Consider the following 8,340-nt stretch of genomic DNA (forward strand, 5'->3'; position numbering starts at 1 on the left):
GTCACGTCGAGGTGGGCGGGGCGGCAGCCGACGGTCGCGGCGAACCGCCGGACGGCGGCGTCGACGTGTTCGCGGACGACGGCGGTGCCGGCGCGGGGGTCGAGGTGCACCTCCACCCAGAAGTCGGGCCGGCCCGTGGGGCCGGTGAGCAGCACCCGCGCCCGGCGCACGCCGGGTTCCCGGAGCAGGTCCCGCTCCAGCGCGCCGGTGAGCACCCCGCTGTCCACCCGGGTACGCCCACCCCCGTCGCCGTGCACCAGGGTGCCCGCCAGCCGGCCCGGCACCCGCAGTTCCCGGGCGAGCAGCCGCTGGCCGAGCACGGCCAGCAGCACGCCGCCGACCACCGCCGCCACGGCGCTCCACGGGGCGCCGGCCCGCCACCAGCGCAGCAGGGCCGCGCCGAGCAGTGGGCTGTCGGCGCCCGGCAGCCGGCCCAGGCTCACCGCCAGGCCGGTACCGCCCAGGGCGGTCAGCAGCAGGGCGACGACCGTCCAGAGCAGCCGGTGCGCGGCGTTGCTCATGCCGCCCGCCGGGCCGGGACCAGCCGGACCTCGACCCGGCCGCGGGTCGGCGCGGCCAGCCGGTCCAGCTCCCGGTGCACCGCGAACTCGACGTCGGAGCGGGCCGCCGGATCGCCGGTGGCGGTCACCCGGGGCCGCCAGGCGTCCCCGCGTCGGCGGATCCGCACCCGGGCCCGCCGTACGCTCGGCACCGAGCGGACCGCTCGGGTCAGCCGTCGTTCGACCGAGCGCCGGTGCAGGTGCCAGCCGTCGGCGCCGTCGAGCCGCAGCCGGGTCGGGTGCCACCGGCGCAGCTGGGCGGCGAGGACGACCAGGCCGATCAGGGTGACCGCGGCGGCCACGATCCGGGCCGGGGCGTCCTGCCAGCGGGTGCCGGTCAGGGCGGCGTGGCCACCGGGGAGCAGCAGGCCGGGGCGGCCGAGCGCCGCGAGCGACGCCTCGACGGCGACGAGGATCCCGCCGGCGAGCAGGGCGACGGCGAGCAGCAGGGTGGCGACCCGGTTGACCGTCCGCACGTCAGCCTCCACTCCCCGGCGGCGTGGTGCCGCCGCCCCGCTCGGGCAGGAGCAGGTCCACCACGGTGATGGTGACACCCGCCACGGTCAGGCCGGTGCGCGCCTCGACCTGGGCGGCCACCCGGCGGCGTACGGCCTCGGCGACGGTCGGCAGGTGCCGGCCGTGGTCGACGGCGAGGTCGAGGTCGACGCGGGCGGCCCGGCCGTCGGCGCGGACGGTCGCCGCCGGGACGGCGACTCCCGGGGTTCGTCGCGCGGCGTCCTCGGCGAGCCGGGCGATCCGCTCCTCCGGCCAGCGCTCCCGGGTGGCGTCGGGGCCGGTGGGCGCGGCGCCGCGCTTCCGGGTGGCGTCGGCGCCGGTGGGCGCGGTGCGTCCGCGGCGGGGCAGGGTGCCGGTCATCGGGGCCCCGGTCAGCGCCGGCGTGGCGGGGCGACCCGGTCGGCGAGCCCGGCCATGGTGACCTCGCCGTCGAGGACCCGGACCAGGAGCCAGCCGACCAGGCCGGCCAGGGTGGCGGCCGCGGCGGCGCCCGGCCCGCCCAGCGCCCAGACCGCCACCAGGAGGAACCCGGCGAGGAACCCGAACTGCTGTCGCGTCATGCCCACCTCCGCTCGCACCGGTCGGCTCATGGGCGCGGCGTACCCGTTCCCGCCGTCGCCAAGCCTGTGCGACGTGGCAATGCTGGAGGTGCGGACCGTCAGGGTGCGCTCGCCGCGACCCGGGCCGGCTCCGGAGCGAGGGTCGCCACCGGTACGCCTTCCCGCGCCGCCCACTCCACCGCGTGCCGCACGTCCGCCACCGGCAGCGGCCGCCGGTCGGTCACCGTGACCGCCGCGTGCACCCCGAAGGCGACGAACGGGTACGACCGGGCCAGCCCGCCGACCGCCTCGTGCACCCGGCCCGCCACGTCCAGCGCCCCCTGCTCGTGCAGCGCCGGCAGCATCAGCAGGTACTCGTTGTCGGCGAGGCGGATCGCCCGGTCCACCGGGCGCAGCACGCCGGCCACCGCGGCGACCACCGCCTGCGTCTCCCGGGCGGCGCTGCGCCGGCCGAACCGCTCCGGCGCGCCGGCCGGCTCGTCCACCCGCACCCCGACCAGCGCCACCGGCAGCGTGCCGGAGGCGGTTACGCCGTCCATGCCGGTCCACCGGCGCAGGCCCGGCTCGTCGAGCAGCCCGGCCGGTGTGTCCACCGGCTCCGCCTGCCGGGGCGGGTGCGCGCGCTCGCCCCGGGCGGCCAGCATCCGGATCGCGGCCTCGGCCCGGGACTCGCCCGGCCCGGCCGGGATGTCCCGGACCCGGGCGACCACCTCGTCCAACCGGGACCGGGCCGACTCCGGCAACCGGTCCGCGAGGCGTGCCCGTAGCCGGATCACCTCGTGCAGCGCCTCGTCGCGGCGGAAACCCCAGTGGCCCTCGAAGAGCCGCCCGGCCTCCAGCGAGACCGCCGGAGCCACCTCGCCCCGGTCGTACGCCACCAGCGTGGCCCCGAAGCGCGGGGTCAGCGCCACCACGCTCCACTCCCGGGCCAGCTCCTCCGCCTCGTCCAGCATCACCCCGTACGCCCCGGCGGGCAGCTCGGGCGGCGGCGGACCGACCATCCCCACCACGGTCACCGCCGCGCTTGCCGCGATCCGCTCGTAGACCGCGCGTTCCCCGGCGAAGTAGAGCCGCCGCTGGAAGAGGGCGAACACCACCAGCGGGCCGTCCTCGGCGGTGGCCAGGGCGGCCTGTTCGATGGCATGGGAGACGGCGACGAGGCTGCGCTTGGTCGACCGTTGCGGGGTCCGTCCACTCTGCGGCACCCGACCGAGCCTAGAGGGGTCGTCCGCCCGGCGCACCGGCCGCGCGGACGGCGGCTGTCGTCCGCCCGGCGCAGCGGCCGCGCGGACGGCGGGTCAGCGTCCCGCCGGTGACGGGGAAGCGGACGGTCGGCCGTCCCGCCACTCCCGTCGGGTCAGCGCGTACTCCACCTCGCCGTGCTCGGCTCCCTCGATCGCCTTCGGCCAGTCCTGGTGGAAGGTCCGCACGTACGCCAGTCCGGCCTTCTCCATCACCCGCCGCGACCCGCGGTTGACCGCCATCGTGGTGGCGACGATCCGGGCCACGTCCAGCTCGGCGAAGCCCTTGTCGACCAGTGCGCGGGCTCCCTCGGTGGCGTACCCGGCGCCCCAGGCGGCCCGGCGCAGCCGATAGCCCAGCTCGACCTCCCGGGCGTCGCCGTCCGTGGTCGGCCGGAACTCGAACCAGCCCAGGAACATGCCGTCGTGCCGCCGCTCCGCGGCCCACCAGCCCCAGCCCGGCGGGCGCCGGTACGCCGCCAGCATCCGCGGCAGCACCCGGTCGCGGATCTCGGCCGCCGGGGTGGGGCGGCCCCCGGTGAGGTACCGCATCACGTCCGGGTCGCCGTCCAACGCGGTGAGCAGCGGCGCGTCGGCGGCGGTGAACTCGCGCAGCGTCAGCCGGGCGGTGGTGAGGAAGGTCGACACGTGCTCATCCCAGCGGCGCCGGCCGGACCGGGCAACCGGATTCGGCCGCACCGGCGACGCGCTCACCATGATCGACGTCCTAGACTCGGTCCGGTCGACCGACCGACGGATGGATCTGGCGAAGATGACGAGCACCGGCAGCGAGGACACGCCCTGGCTGCGCCCGATCACGGCCGGGGGTGCGCCGCGGCTGACCCGGGCCGGTCAGGTGGGGTACGCGTCGCGCCGGCTCAGCGAGCTGGTGCACGGGCGACCGCCGGGCATCACCGGACACCAGTGGAGCACCGCCATCCGGGAGGGCTTCGACCAGGTGGTGTGCGCCGCGGACACCGGCCGGCCACTGTTCGCCGTGGACATCGCTCCGCCGCCGCCGGCCGGCTCGCCGGAGCAGCGCGCCGAGCGGATGAAGAGCGCGGTCTGCGCGGCGGTCGGCCTGGCGGTGCTGCGCATCGAGTCGCCGACGTTGCGCGGCGCCCACCACGGCCGCCGGATCGTCGAGTACGTCATCGACGCGCGCGCCTACGCGGACGCCACCGCCGCCGGGGCGGAGGGCGCCGAGCCGGTCGGGTTCCGGGACATCATCGGCCGGCTCCCCGACGGGCGCAGCGGGCACGTCAACGACCTCGGCGCGCTGACCCGGGCCGCCGTCGTGGAGGCGTACGTGGACCGGCGGCTCGCCGATCCCATCGTCCGGGGCCTGCACGCACGCTGGAAGAACGGGCCGGCCGAGGGGTGGAGCTGGGTCGAGGTGCGGCCCGGCCGGTGCCTGGTCGAACGGGTCCAGGTCTTCCCGCAGCGGTTCTCCTGCGGGGTGGACCCGGCGCGGCTCGCCGAGGACCTGTCCGCCCTGGCGGTCGGGGAGCGGGTACGCGGCCTGGAGGCGGGCGAGCCGCCGCTGGTGGACCGGGAGCGGCTCCGCCGCGAGATCCGGCTCCTCGCGTCCCGCCGGGACGAGTTGGCGGGCGGCTTCGCCTTCGAGCACCTCTGCGCCGACTGACCACCCGCGCCGGCAAACCGCGCCGCTCCGTGCGGCGCCACGCCCGTCGCGCATGCCCACGCCGGCCGCCGGCAGGGCGCACGGGTCGACCCCGTCGCGGAGTTTCCCGATCCCGGCTTGAACCTTCGCCGCCGTCGCTCCGTACCTAAGCGCGAATGGACCCAGATCTTCGCAGCCGCGTCGGCAGGCGCGGGAGACGGTGCGGAAAGGGCATCGTCGGTCATCGACGTGCGAGCGGAACGTCGCAGTGATCCTCACCCCGAATTCCGTCGGTCCGCCGGGGTCACGAGTCAGCCACCGGATCGAGAAGGAGAGCAATTCGATGCGCAGGTCCACACGGGCGCGCCGGCCATCCGGGAACGCGCGGAGCAAGCGACTGCTGGCCGTTGTCGGCACGCTCGCGGTCTTCGGCGGAATCGTCGCCGTGACCCAGATCTCGTCGGCCCAGGACCGGCGGACGTACACCCGCGCCGCCTCGGCGTCGTGCGTCGCGCCCAGCCCCGGCGCCACCTCGCCGAGCGGCCAGGGCAGCACGACCCGGACGTGGCAGAACGGCCGCTGGGTGCGCAACCACTGGGGTGACGGGCAGATGTCCGTCGCCGAGTGCCAGGCGGTCAAGGCCGGCAACGGCGGCGCCGCGGCCGGCCCGCCCACCGTGGCCTGCCCGGACGTGAAGGGCAAGCTTCCGCAGGTCCCCGCCCAGGCGCGCAACGAGGTGGACCGCAACCTCGCCCTGTTGGACGCCCAGATCGCCGAGGCCAACCGGCGGCTCGCCGCCGACGCCGGCCGCAACGGCCAGGACACTATCAACAACGCGATCCTGCGGCCGCTGGCCGACAAGCGGAAGGCGACGTTGAACCGGATCGCGACCGCGATCGGGCGGGTGGCGCAGCGACCGCAGGGGCTCGACCAGCTCGCCCAGTGCGCCCTCGCCGACGCCGGTCAGAACGCCGGCGGGAACACCGGCGGTCAGAACGGCGGCGGTCAGAACGGCGGCCAGAACAACAATGGCGGCCAGACCGGCGGCAACAACAATGGCGGCCAGACCGGCGGCAACAACAACGGCGGCCAGACCGGCGGGAACAACAACGGCGGGAACAACAACGGTGGCAACGGGCTGGGCGTCCTCGCCAAGGACTGCACGAACAGCAAGCTCCAGCCGCACGACGGTTTCCAGAACGGGAACCGCTGCGTGAGCACCGCCTTCGGTGAGGTGGGCGCCGCCGCGAACAATCCCTCGCTGCTCATCACGCAATTCCCCAACCAGGTCAACCGGAACGAGCCGTTCACCCTCCGGGTCACCACCAAGAACCTGGTCCGGGACCGCTTCCTCGCGGCCGGCCAGGGCGGTTACTACCTGGAGAGCTCGCTGCTGAACGACCAGGGCCTGGTACGCGGACACTTCCACACCGCCTGCCGGATGCTCAACGACACCCGGCAGCCCCCGAACCCGCAGGACGTGCCGGCGTTCTTCGTGGCCACCGAGGACGGTCGGGGCAGCGACCAGCCGGACGACGTGCAGATCCAGATCCCCGGCCTGCCGCAGTCGGGTCTCGCGCAGTGCGCGGTCTGGGCCGGTGACGGTTCGCACCGCATCCCGATGATGGAGCGGGCCAACCAGACCCCCGCCTTCGACGTGGTGCGGATCGAGGTCAACTGAGACCGGATCGGTCGACGGCCGGAGCCGCCCGGGGGGTGCGCCCCGGGCGGCTCCGTTGCCGTCAGACCAGCGCGGGCGCCGGTCGGACCGGTTCCTCGGCCGGGGCGCGCAGCGCCCCGATGCGCCGGGTGCGGGCCGGCGCGGCGAGCAGGTTGCCGACCGCCACCAGCAGGGCCAGGCCGAACAGGCCCAGCCAGAGCGTGGTGTCGCCGAACCGGTCGGTGACCAGCCCGCCGACGGTCGGGCCGCCGAAGCTGGCGAAGGCGTACCCGAGGGAGTAGACGCCCTGGTAGCGGCCGCGCTGAGCGGTGGGGGAGAGGTCCGCGGTGAGCGCCGAGTTGGCCGGCGTCATCGTCATCTCGCCGAGCGTCCAGACCAGCACGGCGAGTCCGTAGAACCAGACGCTGTCCGCCAGCGCGGTGAGCGCGAAGCCGGTGCCGACCACCACCGCCGCCACCGCGACGGTGCGGGACCGGTCGAAGCGGGCGATCAGCCGCGGCACGAAGAGCTGCCCGACCACGATCATCAGGCCGTTCACCGCGATGACCGGCCCGTACGCCGCCGCGGGCAGCCCGTCGGCCTGCAACGCCACCGGCAGCATCACGTTCGCCTCGATGCAGAGCCAGACCAGCCCGGTGAGCGCGGTGAAGGTCAGGAAGACCGGGTCCCGCAGCACCACGCCGAGCCCACCCCGGTCCGCCCGGGTGAACTGTTCGACGGTGACCGGGGCCGGCCGGGACTCGGGCACCTTGACCGCGATCAGCGTGGCCGTGCCGAGCAGCACGGCGGCGTTGACCAGGAAGAGCAGCAGCGGGTCCACCCGGACCAGCAGACCGGCCACGGTCGCGGCCACCGAGAAACCGATGTTGATCGCCCAGTAGTTGAGCGTCATCGCCCGCAGCCGGTCGCGGTCGCCGACCACGTCGATGATGGTGGCGGTGAAGGCCGGTCGGGCGACGCCGAGGAAGAGCCCGAGCAGCAGGGTCAGCAGCGCGATGCCGACCGGCTGAGTGGTCAGCCCGAGGACGGTCGCGACGCCCGCGGCCGTGACGTTGCCGGCCAGCATCGCCGGCCGCCGCCCCCACCGGTCCGCGATCATCCCGCCGAGCAGCGTGCCGAGCGCGCTGCCGGCGCCGTGCAACCCGATCACCATCCCCGCGTACGACGCGTCGAAGTGCCGTACGGAGACCAGGTAGACGCCGAGGTAGATGGCGACGAAGCTGCCCAGCCGGTTGATCAGCGTGGCGGTCCACAGGTACCAGAACGTGCGCGGCAGCCCACCCGCCGTCTGCCGCCACCAGGTCGCCATGCGCCACCCCCGAGAGTCGTCCGTGTAATGCCTGCTAGCTACGCCGGTCATTACAACCTAGGGGTACGACAGGGTTCCGGTCACGCGTCGATCATGGTGGCGCCGCTCACCCTCGGGCCGTACCGTCGACGGATGTGGACCGAGCGCGTCCTGGCGCGGCTCGTGGGCCAGCTCGACGTGGCCCGGCAGCTGATCGACGGGACGACCGGGGAGTGACCGTCCCGCTCGGGAGCGACCCGCACGGCGGGAAATTGTGAACGGTTGAAAAAGCGGACCGGGGCCACGCCGATTTCTCAGCGTGACCCCGGCGTGCCCGAAGGTGATCCCCGACCGCTCAGCGGTTCTTGTACGCCTCCACCACGGAGACCGGGATGCGGCCCCGCTCGGAAATCTCGTACCCGTTCTTGACGGCCCATTCCCGGATGGCGCGGTTCTGCTCGCGGTCCATTCCCGAGGTGGCCGGGCGCCCCGGCCGGCGGGTGGGGCGGCCAGCCTCGACCGGTCCGCGGCCGATTCGCCGGCCCGCGCTGATGTACGGGTCCAGCGCCTTGCGCAGCACGCCCGCGTTCTCGTCGGAGACGTCGATGGTGTACGCCACGCCGTCCAGGCTGAACTCGACGGTCCGATCGGCCTTTCCGCCGTCGAGGTCGTCGGTCAGAACGGTGATTACTTTCCTTGCCATCGCCATTGCTCCCTGTGTCGGGCGGGGTGTGGCTAAGAGTTTGACGTATGGCGCGGCGAATTCGCAACAATACCGGCCGTTTGCCATTCGGCGGGTCACCTAATCCGGTCGCGGAATCGTGGGGCCGGGCCGGTCGGGGTGGGCGGGGCAGCGACCGCCGGCCTGTC

11 protein-coding genes are annotated in these 8,340 nt (G+C 74.9%); 3 read left to right on the top strand and 8 right to left on the bottom strand.

Annotated elements, in window-relative coordinates; translation table 11 throughout:
• The 6 genes from DKT69_RS30430 to DKT69_RS30455 all read right to left on the bottom strand — a co-directional run.
• A partial coding sequence (locus tag DKT69_RS30430) for an Asp23/Gls24 family envelope stress response protein (RefSeq protein ID WP_109804887.1) occupies positions 1 to 521 on the bottom strand: 521 nt, incomplete at its 3' end.
• The gene (locus tag DKT69_RS30435; RefSeq protein WP_109804888.1) at positions 518 to 1,036 is read right to left on the bottom strand and encodes a hypothetical protein; all 519 of its coding nucleotides are present in this window, start codon (positions 1,034 to 1,036) and stop codon (positions 518 to 520) included. The genes DKT69_RS30430 and DKT69_RS30435, both read right to left, overlap by 4 nt.
• A 1-nt stretch (position 1,037) precedes the next feature.
• The gene (locus tag DKT69_RS30440; RefSeq protein ID WP_109804889.1) at positions 1,038 to 1,436 is read right to left on the bottom strand and encodes an Asp23/Gls24 family envelope stress response protein; all 399 of its coding nucleotides are present in this window, start codon (positions 1,434 to 1,436) and stop codon (positions 1,038 to 1,040) included.
• An 11-nt stretch (positions 1,437 to 1,447) separates the two neighbouring features.
• Positions 1,448 to 1,636, bottom strand: coding sequence for a hypothetical protein (locus DKT69_RS30445; RefSeq protein WP_109804890.1), 189 nt, complete (start codon positions 1,634 to 1,636; stop codon positions 1,448 to 1,450).
• 98 nt (positions 1,637 to 1,734) lie between these two features.
• Positions 1,735 to 2,841, bottom strand: coding sequence for a DICT sensory domain-containing protein (locus DKT69_RS30450; protein WP_109804891.1), 1,107 nt, complete (start codon positions 2,839 to 2,841; stop codon positions 1,735 to 1,737).
• 93 nt (positions 2,842 to 2,934) lie between these two features.
• Positions 2,935 to 3,525, bottom strand: coding sequence for a GNAT family N-acetyltransferase (locus DKT69_RS30455; RefSeq protein WP_109804892.1), 591 nt, complete (start codon positions 3,523 to 3,525; stop codon positions 2,935 to 2,937).
• Positions 3,526 to 3,592: 67 nt separating this feature from the next.
• Here DKT69_RS30455 and DKT69_RS30460 point away from each other — a divergent pair, with 67 nt between their 5' ends.
• Positions 3,593 to 4,522, top strand: coding sequence for a PDDEXK family nuclease (locus DKT69_RS30460; RefSeq protein ID WP_236648451.1), 930 nt, complete (start codon positions 3,593 to 3,595; stop codon positions 4,520 to 4,522).
• A gap of 322 nt (positions 4,523 to 4,844) precedes the next feature.
• Positions 4,845 to 6,182 (top strand): hypothetical protein, encoded by a 1,338-nt coding sequence (locus tag DKT69_RS30465; protein WP_201749939.1) that lies wholly within the window; start codon positions 4,845 to 4,847, stop codon positions 6,180 to 6,182.
• A gap of 61 nt (positions 6,183 to 6,243) precedes the next feature.
• Here DKT69_RS30465 and DKT69_RS30470 read toward each other — a convergent pair whose 3' ends face one another.
• On the bottom strand, positions 6,244 to 7,491 hold the full coding sequence (locus DKT69_RS30470; RefSeq protein WP_236648452.1) for an MDR family MFS transporter: 1,248 nt from the start codon (positions 7,489 to 7,491) through the stop codon (positions 6,244 to 6,246).
• A 93-nt stretch (positions 7,492 to 7,584) separates the two neighbouring features.
• Between DKT69_RS30470 and DKT69_RS40730 the strand changes: the two genes are divergently transcribed.
• The gene (locus DKT69_RS40730) at positions 7,585 to 7,707 is read left to right on the top strand and encodes a hypothetical protein (RefSeq protein ID WP_255420242.1); all 123 of its coding nucleotides are present in this window, start codon (positions 7,585 to 7,587) and stop codon (positions 7,705 to 7,707) included.
• A 118-nt stretch (positions 7,708 to 7,825) separates the two neighbouring features.
• Here the strand turns inward: DKT69_RS40730 and DKT69_RS30475 are convergent, their stop codons facing one another.
• A complete protein-coding gene (locus DKT69_RS30475) occupies positions 7,826 to 8,173 on the bottom strand; it encodes a histone-like nucleoid-structuring protein Lsr2 (protein ID WP_109804895.1) in 348 nt (115 codons plus the stop codon).
• Positions 8,174 to 8,340: the final 167 nt, after the last annotated feature.

Origin of the sequence: Micromonospora sicca (assembly GCF_003172935.1) — a bacterium.
GTDB lineage: Bacteria > Actinomycetota > Actinomycetes > Mycobacteriales > Micromonosporaceae > Micromonospora > Micromonospora sicca.